This is a genomic window from Psychrobacter immobilis (genome assembly GCF_904846285.1).
GTDB classification, from domain to species: Bacteria; Pseudomonadota; Gammaproteobacteria; order Pseudomonadales; family Moraxellaceae; genus Psychrobacter; species Psychrobacter immobilis_D.
This window is the reverse complement of the sequence record NZ_CAJHAD010000002.1, coordinates 124,493-145,176: the sequence shown is the minus strand read 5'-3', so window position 1 is coordinate 145,176 and position 20,684 is coordinate 124,493. Positions and strand designations below refer to the sequence as shown.

Sequence of the window (20,684 nt, the reverse complement as noted above, 5' to 3'; positions counted from 1 at the left end):
TAAGTTTAAATGGCATTCAGATGAATAGACGTTTAAATAAGTATTAAGGTTAAAAAATGATAGGATTCAGCGCTATCTATAAATGTGTGTTTTATAAATATACAGTTTATAAAAAAGACATGTTATAAAAAGGCATTAGCTCTGATTATACGTCGATAATTGCTGCCATAATGCCACAGCTTGCTGCATCATAGCGACATTGTGCGTGCGTATGATACTAGCGCCCTGCTGCAGCGCAAAGAGGCCAGCAGCCGTTCCTACCGCATCACGCTCTATCGCTTGGGTAGTGGCAACGGCTTCAATTCCGCTCTTGGTAAGTACTTCCGCTAAAAAGCGCTTACGTGAAATGCCAAACATCATTGGCAATCCAAGTGCCTGCAGCCGTGTCAGCTGGCTTAATAGCGCGCGATGATGATCATAGTCTTTTGCAAAGCCAAAGCCTGGATCAATAATGATCTTTTCACGCTTAACGCCAATACTGGTGACTTCATCGATACGGGCTGCCAGCTCGGCACTGACCTCTTCAATCACATCGTCATATTGTGCAAGGTTATTCATTGTCGTCGGCTCACCGCGCATATGCATCAGCATGACAGGAATATCAAGCTTGGCTGCCATTGCCGCCGCGCCATCACGCTTAAGCGCCCTTACATCATTCCAAATATCTGCGCCTGCTTCAAAAGCTGCCTGCATAACTGTAGGGTCGCTGGTATCGATAGAGAGCCAGATATCATTGCCGAGCTGCTGACGAATCACTTTGATCACGGGAATGACCCTCTGTCTCTCTTCAGTAGGGGCGACAGCGTCCGCATTGGGACGGGTAGATTCACCGCCGATATCGATAATGGTTGCCCCTGCGGCAATCATCTCTTTAGCATGAGCAAGTGCGCTATCGATAGCATTAAACTGACCACCGTCAGAAAAGGAATCTGGTGTGACATTTAAAATACCCATAATATGCGGCTGCGATAAATCTAAAGTTTTATCGCGACTCGTCACCGCATAAGTAGGCAATACTTGAAATAATGACATAACTTATCCATTATCAATTCAATTGATAAAAATCGTTTTAGTGGTAATTATCACTGTCTATAATAGCAGCAAATCTTATACTCTTCTAAAGCCTTCATAAAATAGTGGCAACAAAAAAGCCCTTTGTCAAAAAGAGCTTTTTCTATCGTTAATAAATGGGATATTAATATACTTGAAACTACATCGCTGGTAATGGCGGCGGTGTTGAATTCACTGTTTTAATATCATTTTTTGATAAATTTACTTCATTATGCTGATAGACTCTAGGCGGACGAGGCTCCTCACCTGCTAGGATATCCTGCAATTGATCACGGTCAATGGTTTCCCATTTCATCAAAGCATCTACCATCGCATGTATTTTTTCTTGATTGCCTTCAATCAATTCGCGCGCGATATCATATTGCTCTTCCAACATACGGCGCACTTCTTCGTCGACTTTTTGCTGCGTCGCTTCTGAGATCGTACGACCCCCGCCACCAAAGTAACCTTGTGAGCTATCATCATCTTCATAGACCATGATACCTAGCGCTTCTGACATACCATATTTGGTCACCATGGCTCGTGCCATTTTGGTTGCACGTTCAAAGTCGTTTGAGGCACCCGTTGACATTTGATTGATAAATACTTCTTCCGCAATACGACCACCAAACAAAATCGCAATATCACTGAGCATTTTTGATTTGTACATACTGGTTTGGTCGTGCTCAGGCAGCTGCCAAGTAACTCCAAGGGCAAAACCACGCGGCATAATGGTGACTTTATGCACAGGATCAGTGCCCGGTAGCAGCTCAGCGACCAAGGCATGACCAGCCTCATGATAGGCTGTTGCACGGCGTTCTTCTTCACGGATGACCATTGATTTACGCTCAGGACCCATATAAAGCTTGTCTTTTGCATCTTCAAAGTCATTCATATCAACGCTGCGCTTGTTACGACGTGCGGCAAATAACGCCGCTTCGTTCACAAGGTTGGCGAGCTGCGCACCACTAAACCCGGGGGTACCACGCGCTAATGCATGAGCATCAACACCGATGGTGTTCGGTAATTTGCGTAAATGTACTTTCAGGATTTGTTCGCGACCTTTAATATCTGGTAGACCTACTTGCACTTGACGGTCAAAACGACCCGGACGCAATAGTGCTTTATCTAGAACGTCAGCACGGTTAGTCGCAGCAATGACGATAACGCCTTCGTTGCCTTCAAAACCATCCATCTCAACCAACAATTGGTTCAGCGTTTGCTCGCGCTCATCATTACCGCCGCCCATACCAGAGCCACGATGACGACCAACCGCATCAATCTCATCAATAAAGATAATACAAGGCGCACTTTTCTTCGCTTGCTCGAACATATCACGCACACGTGAGGCACCGACACCGACGAACATCTCAACGAAATCAGAACCTGAAATAGAGAAGAACGGTACTTTGGCTTCACCAGCGATGGCTCTTGCTAGTAGCGTCTTACCCGTACCTGGAGGACCGACCATCAAAATACCGCGTGGAATTGTCGCCCCAAGCTTGGTAAATTTATCAGGATCTCGTAAGAACTCTACGACTTCGACGACCTCTTCTTTGGCTTCTTCACAGCCAGCAACGTCATCAAAGTTAACCTTGATTTGGTCTTCAGTCAGCATTTTGGCTTTTGATTTACCAAAGCTCATCGGACCACCGCCTTTACCACCAGCACCGCCTTGCATATTACGCATAAAGAATAGGAACAGACCAATAATCAATAAAATTGGGAAACTGGCTATCAATAGTTGCATCAAGACACTTTGACGTTTAGGCGCTGTACCTTGCACTTCCACTTGATTCTCGCGCAAGAGCGGCATCAGCTGCTCATCAGACACAGCTGGTCTAATGGTCTCAAATGCTGAGCCATTTTTCTTTTCGCCGGTGATTTGCTCGCCATCGATTTCAACACTGGCCACTTGGTTTTCTGACACTGCGGTCACAAACTCAGAGTAGTTAAGGCTATCGGGCTCAGATGATTTATCAAAGCCGCTAAACACCAGCACTAAAACGCCGATTACCACCAGCCACAATAAGGTATTTTTTACCATGTCGCTCACTAGTTATTCCCATCCCTTACTTATTGGTGTGTTTACTCAACACGTGACGTCTATATATAAACGTATATCTCGCTATTCAAGGGCTATTATCAAATTATCATTTTTAAGAAAAAAAAGATAAATGACACAATAACAATGAATAACCGAGTTTATGAGGCGCTTACGGTCAGACGACTTTGCTAAAAACATAAGTGCTTAAAAAAACCACTTAAACAATCATTTAAAAATAGGTTTCAAACAAAGTTAATATATCATGATATGTGGTGCTAACCTGAATAATTCAAGCTGAACTCGCTATTATTCAGTTAACGATTGTAGCGCTTTTAATTTGATGATTTTAGTGAGTATTGTTTAATAACAATTACTTTATGGCAATCCAAAACATCTCTTTTGAACGTGGCCGTGAAGCGCCAGGCTTGATACTACGAATTTTACTAAAATCAGCTTGCATCTGCTTGCGTAATTCTTGCGTACCCTCACCTTGAAACACTTTCATAATAAGCGCGCCACCTTCTGGTAAGGTTGCGAGCGCGAAATCGACTGCTAGCTCACATAAGTACATCATACGCGGCTGATCGATGGCACTATTGCCAGCGGTATTGGGTGCCATATCAGATAGCACCACATCCACCTGTCTATCACCTACTTCTGCCATAATACGGTCAAACACTTCTGCCTCGCGAAAGTCGCCTTGAATAAAGGTGACGTCAGGCAACGTATCCATGGGTAAAATATCCGACGCAATCAACACACCTTTTTCGCCAACCAACTTACCTGCAACTTGCGACCAACTACCTGGCGCACTGCCCAAGTCGACGACGGTCATGCCTTTTTTGATGAGATTGGTCCTCTCATTAATCTCAAGCAATTTATAAGCAGCACGGGCACGGTAGCCATCTATTTGGGCTTTTTTCACATAAGGATCGTCAATGTGCTCTTTCATCCAAGCACTACTGCTTTTTGACAATTTTTTATTCTCAATACGCGTGACCAAAATTAATGCTCCTATTACTTTGCAAAACATCGATAGCGATTTATAAAGTGGTTATCTATGAGGGTTCAATATCCGTCTATTTATAAAAAAGTTAGCTACAACATGGCTATTGCTAGATACTTAAGTTCTTTAACTAAATTAGCAATAAAGTCTTAAATGCACCTTGTAACCTTTCACGGTCAAATTCTCTTGGTTAAAACACTGCTTTATAAGACCGTAGCGTTTATAATGTAGTCATACTTTCAGTTTAACATTTTCATCATGTAAAATCGTGCAAAATCCTGCTGATCTCATGCAAGATGACCACAGATTATCTATAATGGTCATTATCTGCTCTCAATAGCACCATCTTTTATTTTTATCAACATCTAGGAATTCTATGCAACTCGATAACGCTACCATTAAACGCCTAAAAGGCATTGGTCATGACCTTAAACCTATCGTTATGATTGGCAACAAAGGTATTACCCCAAGCATCACTGAAGAAATCGATCGTGCTTTGTCAGATCATGAGCTTATTAAAGTAAAACTACCGGCTGGCACTAAAGAAGAGCGCGATGTCATCGGCGCTCAGCTTGCCACCGCCGCTAATGCCTCTTTGGTACATTCAATTGGTCGTATGGCGCTGTTACTGCGTAAAAACCCACATGCCAATCCTAAACTATCAAATCTTGCTCGTCACGCGCAGTAATTTGTTAGTTAAAGCTTAGCTTATGTTTTATCTTACCTGACTGATTTAGTATATAAATAAACAGCTCAGATAACCTATAAAAGCCGCGCAGCATTTGCTCGCGGCTTTTATGTTATCTACTTACCCTTTACTGCTTAAGGTTCATTCTTAATTGCTATTAAACTGCGGATATTATTAACTTATGAGCCAAAATTTTAACTTATACCTAGCAACGGATACCTTAGCTGCTGATGCTAAACAGCTTGGCGTGACGATAGAGGATTTACAAAGCATTCAGGTAGAAGTCATCGTAACCTTAGTTCAAACAGCAAAGAGAACACAAACAGAACAGATAGCCCAAAGCACTGAGCAGCCAGAGTGGCAGTTACAGCTTGATTATCGCGTAACACTGCCACTTAAATCATTAGCGGCGCAATTAGATTGGCCAATATGGCAACCTGCGCAAGTAGGCTTTGTAGATTATTTATGGGAGCAGACTTGCCTTGAATGCTTTTTAGCAGGGACGTTAATAGATAGCACTGCTTCGATAAATAACACTAATGAAATGGGTATTGATTCAATAGATGGTAATAAAACTAGCCCTTATATTGAAATTAATGCCAATCCTGACGGTCGTTATGCGCTTTATCAGTTTAAAAGCTATCGTAACCCTGCGACATTGCCGCCAACACCGCTTTTACAAGCTGACGGGCAAACACGCGCGTTTATTAATTGGACAGCCAGTCATTGCGTTGCGAGTAATGTAATTGCAAGTAATGGCACTGCCAACCTAAAGCAGAACCCCTTGTCAGAGACAATCAAACCTTTTAGCGACTCATTAACACCTAATATTACCACCACTAAAACTTATCTTTATGAACGCAGCTTTAGTTTGTCCTTAAGTCAGATTCATAATAAAAAGGAGGTTATTAATGATACTGGCATTGATTACATTCATCCTTGTGTGATTTTGAGTTTTTCAACGACATTTGGTACAACGGCATTATATTTTGCACCCAAACACGCTTTCCCGCCGGATTTTCATAATCTGCATTATTGGTCAGTATTTGATAAGCAAGCGGCGCTGGCTAAGTAGCCTGTTTATATACATGGCTAATTTAAATAGTTATTAAATTACACAAAGCAAAAAAAACCAGTAATGTCATCAAGAGCATTACTGGGTTCGGAGAAAACATTTCATTCTAAAACTTGCGATAATTACTTAACGCTTGCTTATTAGTCAGCCATGGCAAGGTAGATACCACGGTTAGAGGCATCGTCAACATATTGAGAATCGCGCCAGGTTGTATAATTATAAACACCGCTGTAGGGGCTAATACTGCTTTGACGGAAGTCAGAGACCCAACCATTGCCATCAAAAATCTGGATATGACCATGTGGATGCTTTGAGCTGCGATCATAGACAACGACATCACCAACTTGTGGCTGTATATTGTTACTGATTTTAGCAAAGCCAGCTTGGGCGAGTGTGCCACGAGAGGCATACTGATAAGCTGATGGGTTAGGCGTAAATTCATAACCCGCTGATTGTAGTGCTTTACGTACATAACGCGCACAGTAACCAGAGCTGCTTGAAAGCGCGACGCGTGCAGCATTGGCTGCAGCAATGGCAGGAGCAGAATAACGATCTGGCACTGAGCTTGCTTGCTGCTGACGCTGCTCATAAGACAAACGATTGGTTAGCGAAGCAAGCTTATATTCTTTTTGCTTGGCATGGGCACTGAGATTATCAATCGCTTGACTGATTTCATCATTGCTTGAAACATAAGCACCGCTATTAGTGCTATAAATATTGCGACTTGAACCGTAGTTCGCAGAAGTAGAGATATTTGTGATGGTATGACTCAAGGTATTATTTGGTTGAAAGGTTGTTTCGACAGCACCACTCGTCTGCGCTATACCCATTCCCAATACTGACAAAATTAATAAAGCTTGTTTCATAAATTTACTACCTATTGTGAATACAGGATTGCTCGCCGTCCGTGACAAAGCATGAATTAATTTGGGGAAGATAACCATGAAATAAACATGATAAAATCCTTAGTACAAAAGCTCGCTGTTTATGATGAATATCGATTTTTTCACCTATTAGATGAGTGCTTACGATGTCAAAAAAACAACCTAACCGCCTTGCTAAACTGATTGATCATCAAGCTTTTGCTGGCAACGCGCTACCTCAAACACTTGCTGACAATATGCGTTTATATCTACAAGCAACGACCGAGGTAAAAGAGCTTTTGGTAGATTGTCTACCTGATGAAATCCTCAATAACTGCTGGGTCGTGGGCTTAACCTCTGAGCAACTCATACTCAGTGTGGGCTCGATGACTGCTGCCAATCACATTCGCTATTTACAGAGCGCTTATTTGCAGGTACTAACGGAGCAGTCAATTACATTTAAACAACTCAAGCAAATTCGCGTCGTAGTAGCCAAAAATTCTGCTCATAATGATTATTCCAAATCATCACAAGCCTTGTCAGCATCTCTACCAAAGCCTCTTAAAGCCCATGGAAATCAGGCTCTTAGCCAAAACACAAAGCGGACTATATCACAGGCCGCAGAGCATGTCACCACTGATAAAAATCTCAAAAAGGCGCTTTTACGCTTGATTAATTCCTAAAATAGCGTAGTTTACTTTGTAAAGTTATGTAAATTAAACCCATAGTTAACCCTGCTAAAGCTGCGTTTTTGTAATTTCTCCCATAGAAAAAATCAGCGCTCAGTGCCATTCACAATGTGAACATCACCGAGCGCTGATTTTTTTATTTCCCACATCTATTATTTTACCTACCCTGAAGCAGGTTATTCGTAAAATGAAAAAGAAAATATCTATTTAAACGAATATTATTAAGCCTTACTTATAACCATTTTATGTAATATTGCGTAAATGTTTCGATACTTCGTGTATATTCCTGTATTCATCCTTCAACGGTTATACTATTCAAAGGTAAATATTCGATAGGACAGCTTACATTGTCATCAAAAGTTACAATTCCAAAGTTACTAGGGTCTGATAGTATCTCCCGCACCAACATATTATTGAGCGCGTGACCAGATTTATAAGCATTAAAACGACCTAAAATGGGATAACCAATCAGATATAAATCACCTAGTGCATCTAGAATTTTATGACGTACAAATTCATCATTAAAGCGTAAGCCTTCTTCATTAAGAACGCTGGCATCATCAATAACAATCGCATTGTCCATGCTACCGCCTAACGCTAAGTTATTCTGGCGTAAGGCTTCGATATCACGTAAGAAGCCAAAAGTACGCGCTGAGCTCAATTGCTCAATGAAGTTTTGGGTTGAAAACTGCAACTGTGCATGCTGAAAGTCTTTATCAATGGCAGGATGGTCAAAATCAATCTCGAAGTTTAACTCGAAGCCGTCATAAGGACGCAGCTCTGCCCATTTATCGTCAACTTTCACGCGTACCGGACGCACAATCTTAATAAAGCGCTTTGCCGCTTCTTGTTCGCAAAATCCGGCTTGGAGCAGTAAACCCACAAACGGCGCTGCACTACCATCCATAATCGGTATCTCTGACGCCGACACGCGAATCAATAGATTATCAACGCCAAGACCTGCGACCGCACTGAGCAAATGCTCGACCGTGCCGACACGCGTGCCACCGAAGACTAGGTTCGATGACATCATGGTATCTTGTACCAAAAAGGCACTAGCAGGAATAGGATTACTACCGGCAATATCAGAACGTTCAAAAACGATGCCAGTATTAATAGGTTGTGGATGAAACTCTAAGTCAACAGGTTGACCACTATGAAGACCAGTACCTGTAACGGCTATTGCTGTTTTTATGGTTCGTTGGTTCATGGCTGTCTTCTCACATATTTTGTTACAATTGCCATAGTGTAGCATTACCCACCCCTATTTCGCTAGCGCTAAAAAGCGTTAATTTGCTTATCTCTTTGATTGATAACACTTATCGTAATCATCTTAACGTTAATTTTTATCAGGCAATAAATGCTCAATCTTTGAGCAATCAATGCTTAAAAGCTTACTAACATCTAACTCTACAGATTATAATTTTATAAATAGCCAGTTTATAAGTAAAAAAATTAAAGTTTTGAAGCGAATTTGAAAAATAGGCACAAAAAAGCCAGTATCGAAATACTGGCTCTTTTTATTCATACTATCTAAAATAACCATTCATTTTAAGGATTATTTATTCTGTTGGCGCTTAAGATAGTCTTGAATACTGTTGGTTTTAGTTTTAGGCTGCTCTTGAGTTGCATTTGAGCGAATCGGACTTTCTTGATATTGAGCCTGAGACTGCTTTTGACTGTTTAGCGCACTGGTATGCAAATTTGGGTCAACAGGTTGCGTGCTGTTTACCGATGGTACAGGCTGCTCTACGACTTCAGGCTCTTCGCCCGCATTTTCATCTAAAGTCAGACCAGTTGCAATCACAGTCACATGCAAATCATCACCCATTTTTTCGTCGATAACTGAACCGTAGAAAATATGCGCATCATCGATATCAGTGATTTCTTCAACGATAACACTGATTTTGCTCATTTCATCTAATGATAAAGATTCAGATGAAATCACGTTAACTAGCAGACCTTTAGCATTTTCTAAACGTAAATCATCAAGCAATGGTGATCTAATGGCTTTTTCGGTCGCTTGACGCGCACGATCATCGCCGCTAGCGCGACCGATACCCATCATTGCATGACCTTTAGCAGTCATCGCAGTGCGGATATCGTTAAAGTCAATATTAATCATACCTTCGCTGGCGATAGTTTCTGCAATACCTTGAACCGCATGCAACAATACATCATCTGCTTTTTTGAAAGCATCTTGCATAGAGATGTTGCCATACACACTCATGAGCTTGTCATTTGGAATGGTAATGATAGAGTCAACGAAATTGGTCAGCTGCTCGATACCGGCCTTAGCAGCCTTGATACGTTTGCCGCCTTCAAACTTAAATGGTGTCGTAACAACCGCGACGGTCAACACTTCCATTTCTTTAGCAATACGTGCTACGACGGGTGCTGCACCGGTACCTGTACCACCACCCATTCCGGCGGTGATAAAGACCATGTCTGAGTGCTCAAGTAAGGCTCGAATCGCTTCTTCATCGCTTTCTGCAGCTTCACGACCCACTTCTGGGTTTGCTCCTGCACCTAAACCACGGTTGGTTTTAGCGCCAAGCTGCAATTTATGCGGCGCGGTGAGACGATCGAGCGCTTGTTTATCCGTATTGGCACAGACAAACGTTACACCTCTAATCCCTTGTTGTACCATATGCTCAACCGCATTACCGCCGCCGCCGCCCACACCGAATACAGTGAAGCTTGCCTGGCCGTTATTTTGAAGCTGATTATCATCTGGCATGGTGTATTTTGACATAAAAAGGTTTCTCCAGTTGCAGATAGCGTGATGGGTCGATACGTGGTAACACACTCATATGGCGCGCTATCGACTTACTATATATAAAGGTATTTAAATAAAACACGGCAAAGGCTTAAATAGTTGTGCTTAGCCAATATATGACGTTATTGTACAGGGTGTTGCTTTAAATATGCTTGCCTATAATACTGCGGCATGCTGTTAACTGCTTAATCTCAGTAAAAGTGCAGCAGGATTATAATATCTTTTTAAGTACACTGGCAAAACGTTGCCCGGCACTTTGAAAAACGCCCGTGACACGATTTTTTTGAATCGCTTCCGGTTCACTTTTTTCACTACGGCGAAACTGCTCGCTTTGACTATATAGTAGTGTACCAAATGCCGTTTGATAAGCGCGATCATTGACCTGCATATTCAGCTGCTTAAAGGACTCATCATTATCAAAATGATTATAAGCACTAATAGCCGGATGGGTATTGGTCAATACTACAGGCATTCTTAACAGCTTTTTAGCAAAAGGTATCATACCTTTAATAGCACTGCCACCGCCTGAGAGCACAAGCCCTTTATCAATATAACCTAACAAGTCGGCGTCATGTAATTGGCGAACCACTTCGGTGAATATTTGCTCATAACGCGCTTCGATAATGCGCGCTAAATTATAAGTACCGATGTTAATCTCATCGCCCGATCCTTGCGGCTTAAAGAGGAAGAATGAGCTAGGATCGACGCTATTGATATCGACAGTACCATGCGTTTTTTTAAGCCTTTCTGCCTCTATCATAGAGATACCAACATCGGCTGAAATATCCATCGTCACTTCATGGCTGCCAGTGGCAATACAATGGGTAAAAATCAGCTTATTTTCTTTATAGACACAAATACTGGTGGTACTCGCACCGATATCAACCAAGCAAACCCCTTGCTGGCGCTCATCAGGCATCAAACTATATTCAGCGCTGGTCACTGCATCAAAAACGATATGGTCGATACCGACGTCACAGCTTTGTAGTAGTTTTTGGATATTTTGACGGCTAGATACTGGCATCATCATCATGTGATACATCACGCTGATATTGTGCGCAACCATATCAATAGCATCATCAACCATAAATTCCTGATTGTCGATATAAATGCCTTGCTGGCAACAATGCATCAAATAATAGTCAGGCGACAAGTCTTGTGACTTGGCGTTTGACAGCGCTTGTACCATGTCTTTGGCACGGACGACTTCGTCTTCTACCTTGACATTACCGGCACTGTTTTTACTTAACAGCTCAGGGGTCGCCATAGTCAACCAAACGCTATGTACACGGCAATTAGCAGTGTCTTCTGCCTCTTGGATAGCTTGTCTAATAGCACCTTGCAAGCGTTCACGATGCTTTATTTGACCTTGATAAAAGTCACTATTTTTAACTTGCCCCACACCCATAATACGAATGTCTTTTGCAGAGACAACGCTGCCGATGACGACATAGACTGCCGTGGCACTTAGATGGACAACAACCAGATTTTCAGTATTTTTCATGGTACCAGACAAATTATCGCTAAACAGGAGACCAAATGACGTCCCCATTAAATCATTAAAAAGCGCTATCAACACGCGGTGATATTATATGTTAACTTTTCATATCAAGAAAGCAGACAAATATAAGGTTTTGACTGCTTTCTTAATGTTTTATTCTTCTACGATGGATTTTTCTACTGTGGTGTTTCAGTAGTTTTTGGCGGCGCCAGATTCCATGCGATAGTAAATCCATTTTTGTAACGAAGATCGACGGATTGTATTTCATCGCGGCGATTGCTTAATTGATTGCCAAGTAACTGACTTAAATTCAATAGCTTTTGCGCGGTGTTCTCATTATCAACGATGACACGTTGACCATTATCAAAGCGAATCAGCCAAGTCATTCTTGGTGACAAGATGATATCTTCAACTTGCATACCAAGCGGCGCATACCAATCATTTACTTGCTGCATTTGTTGCATAATAACGGGCGCTTGCGCTATATCGCCTTGCAACGTCGCAAATTTCTCTTGCGTTAACTCTCGACTATCCGCAGGAACGAAGACGGCGCCTTTTGCATCAACCAGACGCTCGGTACCGAAATTTGCCACTGCCTGTTTTGGTAAGGCTTTAATGACAATACCGCGCTGCCAATCACGACTAACGCTCACTTGGTCAACCCAAGCTAAGCCAGTACTAATATCTCTTAGCGCTTGCAAGTCAGAAGTGAAAAAACTGCTGACACTCTGTTGGTTCATGACTTGCTGTAACGCTTGATACTGCGCAACTGTCAAATCTCGATCATCGACGTGAATAGCAGCCGGCGGTGCGTCGCGTAATGCTTTACCACCCATGATTAATATCAGCACAAGCAAACCTAACACCAGTACCGTAAAGAAATATCTTAACGCAGTCGGTACCTGAAAGTTAGAGGTCGGGCGACGGCTCTTATCACTCATCAAGTCAGCGACGTCATTGACAGTTTGAGCCATAATAAACTTCGTCCCTATTTTTGCCTAAAACTATTTGCATAATGCCAATAGTGCTTTTATTAAAGGTGAATCTGCTGAACATTCGCAGCGATCGATGAAACTGACATGTTATCAATTTATTTGTTTAAAACGGCGTATAAAGTGCAGTTATAGGGATTAAAACGTAACATTTTTCTTATTTAATGAATAACTTAAGAGAAAGCTGCATAAATAACCATAAATATCACTAATATAGACCAATAATTACAATATTAACGTATTTTACGTTTAAACAATAGCCTATCCCCTACTACGAACAACGAATTTACACAAGTTTACACGAAGCTGTGTTATAGCAGGGCTAGCGATACATTTGCGTGTGTTTAGAAAGATTATTTATAGTCATTAAAATACTGTTAAAGTTAGGTTTTGACTAAAACAAAACAAGCTATTTTACGTTAGATATTTATAGGGTTTGCGCTAGGATATGCCAGCATAAGCTGTCAAAATCCATGCCGCGAGCTTTGGCCGCCATGGGTACCAAGCTATGACTGGTCATACCCGGCACGGTATTAATCTCAAGTAGCCAGAAATTGCCCGCTTTGTCTTGCATCGCATCAATACGTCCCCAACCTTTAGCATCGACGGCGCGGAATGCCGCCAAGCTTAACGCTTGCAAGTGTTTTTCATCAGCGGCGCTTAGACCGCAAGGAATATAATAGCTAGTATCGTTACGATTGTATTTGGCTTCAAAATCATAGAAGTTGGTAATATCGGCAGGCTCGAGGCGAATAACCGGATAAGCTTCATCATCGATGATAACAATGGTAAATTCGCGACCAGTAATCCAGCGCTCAGCCATGACCACATCGCCGCACTGTACGGCGGTTGCATAAGCAGCAGGTAGCTCATCGAGGTTATTAACCTTGGTCATACCAATACTGGAGCCTTCATGGACTGGCTTGATAATCAGCGGTAGACCCAACATATTAACCACTTGCTGCCAGTCGGTATCAGCGGTTAGCAATGAGAATGGCGCAGTCGATAAACCGCAGCCTTGCCACAGCTGCTTAGTACGTACTTTATCCATACCGAGTGCTGATGCCAAAATACCTGAACCGGTCTGTGGAATATTAAACCATTGCAGCACGCCCTGTAATAAGCCATCTTCGCCGCCGCGACCATGCAGAACGTTAAAGACGCGATCGTACTGACGAAGTTCCGTAATATCTTGCTCCTTAGGATCAAAATGAGTCGCATCAACGCCTTGGTTTTGCAGCGCTTGTAAGACTGCTGCGCCACTATCTAAAGAGACACTGCGTTCATTGCTACTGCCGCCGCAAATGACGGCAACTTTACCAAACTGACTGGCGTCTTTGACTTTACTGCTTGCCATACTAGGAACAGTGTTAGATTTTGGCTGCTCACCTTCAATCTTATCTTGCTCTGCTTGTGCCGCCGCTGCCAATGCCGGTTCTGGATTGGTAATCGTGGTTTTAGCGTCTGCATTAATACTTTGATCAATGCGTTTATCAATGTTATTTTCATTTTCTTGCTTATTTTGTTCTGGTTTATTGTTTTCTGGGTTTTGAATAGTCATGGGTCTCGTTCCTAAAATTCTTTTGCGGCTTATTTGATATATAAATTATTGGCGGCCAATTCGATCGCTATTTGCCCAACATTACCCGCACCTTGGGTAATGAGCATGTCACCTGCTTTTAGTAATCGCTGCATTACCGGTGCGATATTAGCTTTATCGATAATCGTCGGTTCAACGGCACCGCGCAAACGGATACTACGTGCCAAAGCTTTGGTATCGGCACCAGCAATCGGGCTTTCACCAGCCGGATAAACGTCCAATAACAATAATTCATCGACGCTTGAGAGCACTTCGACAAAATCATCGAAACAATCACGCGTACGGCTATAACGATGTGGCTGGAACATCATCACTAAACGGCGCTCAGGGAAGCTTTGACGAGCCGCTTTAATGGTCGCATCGACTTCTCTTGGGTGATGACCGTAGTCATCAATCAGCAGAACATTACCCTCATCTATCTCTACGGACGCATGCTGCTCAAAGCGACGCCCGACGCCTTCAAACTTCTGCAAGGCACGCTTAATCGCCTCGTCATCTACGCCTTCATCGGTTGCCATGGTAATAGCAGCCAGCGCATTATAAACATTGTGTACGCCCGGAATATTCAAGGTCAGACGCAATGGCTCACGGTCACGGCGCAAGACAGTAAAGTGGGTTTTTGTACCTTCGCTAACCAAATCAATGGCTTGTACATCGTTAAAAGGTTCAAGACCAAAGGTTAATACCGGACGCCCAATATCATCAATCATGGCATATAATTCAGGGTCGTCACCGCACACCACCGCCAAGCCATAAAACGGCATGTTTTGTAAAAACTGGATATAAGCGGCTTTTAATTTATCAAAACTATTGCCATAGGTTTCCATATGGTCTTGATCGATATTGGTGACAATCGCCGCCATCGGATGCAAAGATAAGAAGGACGCATCAGATTCATCGGCTTCGGCAATCAAAAAACGACTGCTGCCGAGGGCGGCATTTTTACCCGAAGCATTTAATTTACCGCCAATCACATAAGTAGGATCAAGCTTACCTTCCGCCATCATGGTGGTCAGCAGACTGGTGGTGGTGGTTTTACCATGTGCGCCAGCAACGGCGATACCATGACGATAACGCATCAATTCACCGAGCATATCAGCACGGCGTACCACGGGCAGACGCGCTTCAAGCGCCGCTTTGACTTCAGGGTTACTACGGTCGATGGCAGACGATACGACGATCACATCGGCATTGGCGATATTCTTGGAATCATGACCAATCGCGATATCAATACCAATCTGCTCTAAACGTTTAGTGACTAGGCTCTCTGCGATATCAGAACCACTGACCTTATAACCTTGGTTATTCATGACCTCAGCGATACCACACATCCCCGAGCCACCAATACCGACAAAATGCAAATGCTGAATACGGCGCATTTCTGGTATTTCAATCAAACGCTTAGTTAAGGCTTTAACAGAGGTTGGCATAGGGTTTTCTCTTTATTGTAGACAAACAAATTTGGTTAATAATAGGTAATAGAATTAGATTTTATACAGCTTGCCAGATAATATCGGCTACCTGTTGGCAGGCATGACGGTTGGCAAGCGCATGTCCTTTTTCTGCCATCTCTAAACAAGCTCGCCTATCTAGCATGGCCAGCTCATTACTCAAGCGTTTTGGAGTCAGCTCGCTTTGTGGCAGCAAAATCCCCGCTTTATGCAAGGTCAAGGTACGCGCGTTTGCCGTCTGATGGTCATCAACCGCACTTGGTAGCGGTACAAATATTGCCGCTATACCAACATTTTGAATTTCAGTTACTGTCAACGCACCGGCTCGACAAACCACGATATCGGCCCAATTGTAAGCTGCTGCCATATCATCAATAAATGGCTGTACGGTAAATTGATGGGCGCTTAAATCTTCACTATCATATGCCGCTTGCGTGGCGGTCTCGTTATTGCGTCCACATTGATGACGTACCTCAAACGGACGGTCAATCAATGCCAGTGCTTTGGGTAGCGTCTCATTTAACACTTGCGCACCGAGCGAACCACCCACCACCAGCAATTTAAGCGGCGAGCTGTCATTCACATCGTAACGCACACTGGGTTCGGCAACACCGCTAATGGCATTGCGCACCGGATTGCCCACCGTTTCTATCTTGCTATCTAGCTGGCTATTGGCAAAGGTATTTTCAAACGCTTGCAATACCTTGGTCGCCATCTTGGCCAAATAACGATTGCTCATACCTGCAATGGCATTTTGTTCATGGATAATCAGCGGCTTCTTGGTCAAACGCGCGGCAATACCGCCGGGCGCGGTAACGTAACCACCAAAACCAACAACCACATCAATCTGATTGCCACGAATGACTTTAATCGCCGCCATCGTCGCTGAAAATAAAGTAACGGGTAGCTTCAGCAAGCGTCCCAATCCTTTACCGCGCAACCCTTGCATATCAATCGCATGAAAAGGATAGCCAGTTGGTGCAACCAAGCCATTTTCCATGCCATTTGGCGTACCAAGCCAGTGAATAACAGCGCCGCGCTTGGTCAACTCTTCGCTAACCGCCAGCGCTGGAAATACATGCCCGCCTGTACCAGCTGCCATCATTAATATATGCGGTGTTTTCATGAACGCCTGCCTATCTTTTCTTTATTTATATGAAAGACTTATTATCTTTTGACTGCATTATATATCGAACCAAAATGAGCCTATAAAAGCCCGCATAGTATAGTGTAAATCGCTGCCTGATAGACAGCATTTTATGCAGCGTGAATAATAAAAATCCAAGCCGTGAGCAATCGCGGCTTGGCTTTATTGAATTTATCGTCTTAATAAGAGTGAATATTAAAACAGCAATGATTAACGGCGTTTTAAAACACGAGTTTTACCAATTAACGAGATACCTTTATAGCCTCGTAGCTTCAACGTATCACCTTGTAATTCTGCTTTTCCAGAGAAGGTTCTGCCAGTCTCTGGCTCGATACCGCTGCCATTAACATACTTATTAGGATCATTAGCGTCCGGCTCTAAATCCCACAATACGGTCGCTCCGGTCAAAGGTTTGTTTTTGAACTTACCTTTGCATTTATCACAGACTTTTTTGTCTTTAGCACGAGGGTCCAAAATTTCAACGATTTTCGCTGAAAGCTTACCATTGCTTTCAGAAAATCTTAGCACCGCATCGGGCGTGCCATTATCATTGTAAGTGGTTCACTTAGTATTGTTAAGCTGGTCAGCCGCGCTAGCACTAAAACCAAACGCTAAGCCTACAGTAAGTAAAAGTGATTTTGCAAATGTGTTCATAGTACGTCCTTGTGTTATAAAAATTTTATAAAACGCGCAGTATCATCCTATTTATCGATAATACTGTTTTATCATATAAAATTATGACAAACAATTAAGATGAATTATGAATATAAGTTGATCTTTATTCCGTTGCAAAAACTGCTTTATTTAAACGGCCAGCTTTTTCTCGATAGCGATAATAAAATCAGTCGCAATATCCGTACCGCATTGATCATCAATCTCACGCACACAGGTTGGACTGGTGACATTAATCTCAGTAATACGGCCACCGATTAAGTCTAAGCCGACGAACATCAGCCCTTTTTCTTTCACAATCGGTGCAACTACTTCTGCCACTTGGCGTTCGATATCAGTGAGCGGCATCGCAACACCACTACCACCTGCCGCAAGATTACCGCGCGTCTCGCCTTTCACCGGAATACGTGCCAAGCTATAACCGACCACTTCGCCATCGACGATTAGCACGCGCTTATCGCCTTCTTTGATTTCCGGTAAATAACGCTGCGCCATGATTGGTAGCGTCTCAAGCTCGGTTAAAATCTCAAGCGTCACGCCGATATTTGGACTGTCAGCAGTCAAACGGAAAATACCAGTGCCACCCATACCATCTAATGGCTTGACGATAACGTCTTGCTGCTCAGTAATAAATTTGCGAATATGTGCCTGTTTACTGGTCACAATCGTTGGGCTCATATAGTCGCTAAACCAGGTAGCAAACAGCTTTTCATTACAATCACGTATCGCTTGCGGGTCGTTCGCCACCAGTACGCCTGCGGCTTTGGCATGGTCAAGCATGTAAGTAGCATAAATAAAACGCATATCAAACGGCGGATCTTTACGCATCAAGATTACATCATAGTCGCTGACCGGCGCTGTCGTTTTATCCCCTAAGGTATAAAAATCATTCGGGTCACGCTTGACTGTAACCGGCTGGGTATCCACCATCAACTGCCCTCGATCCAACCATAAATCATGAATCTGACAATAGCCAAGGCTGTGCCCACGATCTTGCGCCGACCACATCATCGCAAGGCTAGTGTCTTTTTTATAATTGACCTGCTCGATTGGGTCCATGATGACGAGTATGTTTAAAGATTTCTTTTGCTTTTCTTGGCTCATGGTAAGGCTCACTTACGTTATAGTATTAATTATTTAAAATAGTATTAATCGTTCAAACGGACATTAATGACATGCCAACATGACTCAAACTTCACTCTAATATTGCTGTTACATAGCTAAAATACAGTAAAAACTTCGCTAAATTATACGCCGTACTGGGCGCGGTAATGCTGCATTTTTGCAAGCTGGGTCGCATCTTTATTGGGGTTACTTTCTGCTAAATAGCTGATTAAATCATCGATATCGACAAGGGCACGCACTGGTACTTCTAAAGTCGCAGCCAGCTCTTGAATAGCAGAATGTTCTGCCAGACCTTTTTCTTTACGGTCGAGGGCGACAATAATACCCGCAACGCTTGCGCCCGCTTGCTCTAAAATTTCAACCACTTCACGCATCGCCGTACCAGCGGTAATCACATCATCAAGTACCCAGACTGCTTTGCCCTGAACATCAGCGCCCACCAAACTACCACCTTCCCCATGAGTTTTGGCTTCTTTGCGGTTATAACCCCATTTAGCGTTGATACCATGATGCAGCCATAATGCTTGCGCCGTTGCCGCCACAAATGGGATGCCTTTATAAGCGGCACCAAAAATAACCAGCTCTTGCTCATCTGCGCCAGCGTTTGCCATTGAACCTTGTGCAGCCATCTGCTCAGCCAAGGCATCAGCATAACCACGCGCTAATAACGATAACATCTCACCTGACGCCAGCAAACCGGCATTAAAAAAATACGGACTAATACGTCCAGATTTTAAGACAAACTCACCAAATCTTAAGACCTGATTATCTAAAGCCAATTGGATAAATTGATGCGATGAAAATGACGCATTATTGGCAGGTTGGTTATTCGGCGTTGTGGCATTAAGCATAGGGCATTCCTATCAACAAAAAGAAAATGGAAAGTTAAACAATAAAAAGTTGTGAAGCGCATTATAGTCGTGGTGGTTTAACTTGACCAACCATTGATATCATAATCCTGCATATTCGCGTAACGCGTCAATAAGCCACAACGTGATGAGATATTAAAGTAGCATTGACCATCGCTATTGACGTGTATGTCCCAGCCCAAATGATAGGCAGCAACGATAATATGGCCAGTAAATAGACGTACTTGGCGGTACGCATGACGCTGTGTTGGCTCAAAAATAATCTGACTGAGCAAGTAGCTGCGCAGATGCTGACAAATTTGCGCAGCGCTATAGCTGTGGTTAATCGTTTTGCGCGTACCGCATTGCTTTAAAGCGTGGACGGCGACGCTACACGCCATAAGGTCAGTCGCCAAACTACCCTCGCCGCTATCAAATTGCTGCGGCTGCAATATCACTTGCCAGTCATCAGCATAAACGCTATTGAGTAGCTCATCAGGATTATAACGTTTGATCAACGCACGCAGAGATTCTGATGCTAAAGCTTTCTTAACATGATTATTATCAGTAGTCTGGTTATTAGCCTGTCCGCTATCAGTATTAATATTGTCTTCATTTATAATATCAGCAGCTAAAAACCCATAACGCGTCAGTTTTGGGTACGTTTGCAGCACGCGTTGGATATCCGCCATATCAAGCAAAGTCATGTCTGTTAATGAAGCTAATAACGGCTGCTCGCTATGATTGTGATAAAATCTCTCGGGCAGCTCAACCAGTCTGGCGGCACTGAGCAGTGATAAATGCTCAGCCAATGCTTCTGAAGCCATCAATGCCCATTTCGATAAGCTGTCTGTATTGGGCTGATAAAAACGGGTCGAGCTGCCATATAAGCGGCGCAGCTGACTATTTAAGCGCCGTGCAGGCTCTGGAATATCAGTCAATGGCCGTGCAGGGTCCAATGGCAAACGCTTTGGGTCAAAATTAGGATGTACAATCGCAGGCTGCTGGCTATTTGCTAAAACAGCGGATTGCTTAGCATGACCTTCTGCAAGCTGATCCTTTTCTGCTATAAAGTTAGCACTGCATAAACGGTTATCAGAAGTAGAAGGCTGGGTCATGAATTTTCCCTAGGCTTACATATTTAAAAGTCG

At 43.0% G+C, this 20,684-nt stretch carries 17 protein-coding genes and 1 pseudogene; 3 read left to right on the top strand and 15 right to left on the bottom strand.

Translation table 11 applies throughout. The features are described from left to right. Positions 1 to 135: 135 nt before the first annotated feature. The 3 genes from folP to JMX13_RS02630 all read right to left on the bottom strand — a co-directional run bounded on the left by folP (position 136) and on the right by JMX13_RS02630 (position 4,100). Positions 136 to 1,032, bottom strand: a complete 897-nt coding sequence (gene folP / locus JMX13_RS02640) for a dihydropteroate synthase (RefSeq protein WP_201609417.1) — start codon at positions 1,030 to 1,032, stop codon at positions 136 to 138. Positions 1,033 to 1,210: 178 nt separating this feature from the next. Then, on the bottom strand, positions 1,211 to 3,106 hold the full coding sequence (gene ftsH / locus JMX13_RS02635; RefSeq protein ID WP_201609415.1) for an ATP-dependent zinc metalloprotease FtsH: 1,896 nt from the start codon (positions 3,104 to 3,106) through the stop codon (positions 1,211 to 1,213). 361 nt (positions 3,107 to 3,467) lie between these two features. Further along, entirely contained in the window at positions 3,468 to 4,100 is a 633-nt protein-coding gene (locus tag JMX13_RS02630; RefSeq protein ID WP_201609413.1) for an RlmE family RNA methyltransferase, read from the bottom strand. A gap of 379 nt (positions 4,101 to 4,479) precedes the next feature. Here JMX13_RS02630 and JMX13_RS02625 point away from each other — a divergent pair, with 379 nt between their 5' ends. Together JMX13_RS02625 and JMX13_RS02620 are read left to right on the top strand one after the other, a co-directional pair. Beyond that, positions 4,480 to 4,791, top strand: a complete 312-nt coding sequence (locus tag JMX13_RS02625; protein ID WP_201609411.1) for a YhbY family RNA-binding protein — start codon at positions 4,480 to 4,482, stop codon at positions 4,789 to 4,791. Positions 4,792 to 4,972: 181 nt separating this feature from the next. Continuing rightward, on the top strand, positions 4,973 to 5,866 hold the full coding sequence (locus tag JMX13_RS02620; RefSeq protein WP_201609410.1) for a hypothetical protein: 894 nt from the start codon (positions 4,973 to 4,975) through the stop codon (positions 5,864 to 5,866). A 140-nt stretch (positions 5,867 to 6,006) separates the two neighbouring features. Here the strand turns inward: JMX13_RS02620 and JMX13_RS02615 are convergent, their stop codons facing one another. Next, on the bottom strand, positions 6,007 to 6,732 hold the full coding sequence (locus tag JMX13_RS02615; protein WP_201609409.1) for a CHAP domain-containing protein: 726 nt from the start codon (positions 6,730 to 6,732) through the stop codon (positions 6,007 to 6,009). A 164-nt stretch (positions 6,733 to 6,896) separates the two neighbouring features. On the opposite strand from JMX13_RS02615, the gene JMX13_RS02610 reads away from it, so the two are divergent. Then, entirely contained in the window at positions 6,897 to 7,412 is a 516-nt protein-coding gene (locus JMX13_RS02610; protein WP_201609408.1) for a hypothetical protein, read from the top strand. Positions 7,413 to 7,710: 298 nt separating this feature from the next. Here JMX13_RS02610 and lpxC read toward each other — a convergent pair whose 3' ends face one another. From lpxC to JMX13_RS02555, 11 genes and pseudogenes are all read right to left on the bottom strand, one after another. Continuing rightward, positions 7,711 to 8,628 (bottom strand): UDP-3-O-acyl-N-acetylglucosamine deacetylase, encoded by a 918-nt coding sequence (gene lpxC / locus JMX13_RS02605; protein WP_201609407.1) that lies wholly within the window; start codon positions 8,626 to 8,628, stop codon positions 7,711 to 7,713. A gap of 348 nt (positions 8,629 to 8,976) precedes the next feature. Next, complete coding sequence (gene ftsZ, locus JMX13_RS02600) at positions 8,977 to 10,173, bottom strand: cell division protein FtsZ (RefSeq protein WP_149488760.1); 1,197 nt, start codon at positions 10,171 to 10,173, stop codon at positions 8,977 to 8,979. 235 nt (positions 10,174 to 10,408) lie between these two features. Continuing rightward, positions 10,409 to 11,701 (bottom strand): cell division protein FtsA, encoded by a 1,293-nt coding sequence (gene ftsA / locus JMX13_RS02595; RefSeq protein ID WP_201609406.1) that lies wholly within the window; start codon positions 11,699 to 11,701, stop codon positions 10,409 to 10,411. 173 nt (positions 11,702 to 11,874) lie between these two features. Then, positions 11,875 to 12,672, bottom strand: coding sequence for a cell division protein FtsQ/DivIB (locus tag JMX13_RS02590; protein ID WP_201609405.1), 798 nt, complete (start codon positions 12,670 to 12,672; stop codon positions 11,875 to 11,877). Between the two features lie 445 nt (positions 12,673 to 13,117). Continuing rightward, the gene (locus JMX13_RS02585) at positions 13,118 to 14,047 is read right to left on the bottom strand and encodes a D-alanine--D-alanine ligase (protein ID WP_201609489.1); all 930 of its coding nucleotides are present in this window, start codon (positions 14,045 to 14,047) and stop codon (positions 13,118 to 13,120) included. A 233-nt stretch (positions 14,048 to 14,280) separates the two neighbouring features. Continuing rightward, positions 14,281 to 15,720 carry a UDP-N-acetylmuramate--L-alanine ligase gene (murC, locus tag JMX13_RS02580; protein ID WP_201544619.1) on the bottom strand — a complete coding sequence of 480 codons (1,440 nt, stop codon included), beginning with the start codon at positions 15,718 to 15,720 and terminating at the stop codon, positions 14,281 to 14,283. Between the two features lie 61 nt (positions 15,721 to 15,781). After that, positions 15,782 to 16,867: an undecaprenyldiphospho-muramoylpentapeptide beta-N-acetylglucosaminyltransferase gene (murG, locus tag JMX13_RS02575; RefSeq protein WP_201544618.1), complete on the bottom strand. Its 1,086-nt coding sequence runs from the start codon at positions 16,865 to 16,867 to the stop codon at positions 15,782 to 15,784. A gap of 231 nt (positions 16,868 to 17,098) precedes the next feature. Further along, a pseudogene (locus tag JMX13_RS02570) lies at positions 17,099 to 17,425 on the bottom strand (DUF2147 domain-containing protein); the annotation flags it as partial. A gap of 267 nt (positions 17,426 to 17,692) precedes the next feature. After that, complete coding sequence (gene gshB, locus JMX13_RS02565) at positions 17,693 to 18,664, bottom strand: glutathione synthase (protein ID WP_201609403.1); 972 nt, start codon at positions 18,662 to 18,664, stop codon at positions 17,693 to 17,695. Positions 18,665 to 18,807: 143 nt separating this feature from the next. Further along, the gene (gene pyrE, locus JMX13_RS02560) at positions 18,808 to 19,536 is read right to left on the bottom strand and encodes an orotate phosphoribosyltransferase (RefSeq protein ID WP_201609402.1); all 729 of its coding nucleotides are present in this window, start codon (positions 19,534 to 19,536) and stop codon (positions 18,808 to 18,810) included. Positions 19,537 to 19,613: 77 nt separating this feature from the next. After that, positions 19,614 to 20,651: a hypothetical protein gene (locus JMX13_RS02555; protein ID WP_201609401.1), complete on the bottom strand. Its 1,038-nt coding sequence runs from the start codon at positions 20,649 to 20,651 to the stop codon at positions 19,614 to 19,616. Positions 20,652 to 20,684 lie beyond the last annotated feature (33 nt).